Annotated in this window: 1 pseudogene; it reads left to right on the top strand. The window is 66.8% G+C overall.

What is annotated here, in order from left to right:
* Positions 1 to 1,029: pseudogene (locus AB0B89_RS36645) on the top strand (DNA polymerase III subunit alpha); the annotation flags it as partial.

The raw sequence follows: 1,029 nt of genomic DNA, 5'->3' as shown, positions 1-1,029 counted from the left end.
AGACAGGCCATCACGCCGATCCACCCCGAGCTGCGGGAGGTGCTGGAGCTGATCCTGGGCTCCACCTTCGGCATGGTGGTCTACCAGGAGCAGGTGATGGCCATCGCCCAGCAGCTCGCGGGTTACACCCTGGCGAGCGCCGATCTGCTGCGGCGGGCGATGGGCAAGAAGAAGAAGGCCGAGCTGGACCGGCAGTTCGAGTCGTTCGCGGCGGGCATGGCGGCCAGCGGGTTCGGCCGCGAGGCGATGCAGTCGCTCTGGGATGTCTTGGTGCCGTTCTCCTCCTATGGCTTCAACAAGTCCCACACGGCCGGCTACGGCTTGCTGTCGTACTGGACGGCGTACCTGAAGGCGAACTACACGGCCGACTACATGGCGGCCCTGTTGACGTCGGTGGGAGACGACAAGGACCGGTGCGCGCTCTACCTGGCCGAGTGCCGCCGCATGGGGGTCCGGGTCCTGTCGCCGGACGTGAACGAGTCGACGCTGCATTTCAGCGCGGTCGACGACGCAGCCATCCGGTTCGGCCTCGGGGCGATCCGCAACGTCGGGGAGAGCGTGGTGGCAGCCATCATCGAAGGCCGCCACCACGGGCTGTACGTCTCGTTCTCCGATTTCCTGGGGCGGGTCCCCCAGGCGGGATGCAACAAGCGCGCGATCGAGTCTCTGGTCAAGGCCGGAGCGTTCGACTCGCTGAAGCATCCCCGGCGGGGCTTGGTCGCCGTACACGCGCAGGCGGTCGACATGGCAGTCGACGCGAAGAAGAAGGCATCCAACGGATGGGCCTCCCTGTTCGAGGACGACGAGCCGGTGTGCACCGTCGACATCCCGGATCTGGAATGGGACCTCAAGACGCGGCTGGGGTTCGAGCGGGACATGCTGGGCTTGTACGTGTCGGAGCACCCGCTGAACGGGGCCGAGGCGACGTTGACCCGGCACCGGACCGCGACGATCGCAGAGGTCCTGACCGCGGGCCAAGAGGACGCTCAGGTCACGATCTGCGGGTTGATCACGAGCGTTGTCAGGACG

This window comes from Sphaerisporangium sp. NPDC049002, from assembly GCF_040649355.1.
Classification (GTDB): domain Bacteria; phylum Actinomycetota; class Actinomycetes; order Streptosporangiales; family Streptosporangiaceae; genus Sphaerisporangium.
This window is presented reverse-complemented; position numbering and strand designations above follow the sequence as displayed.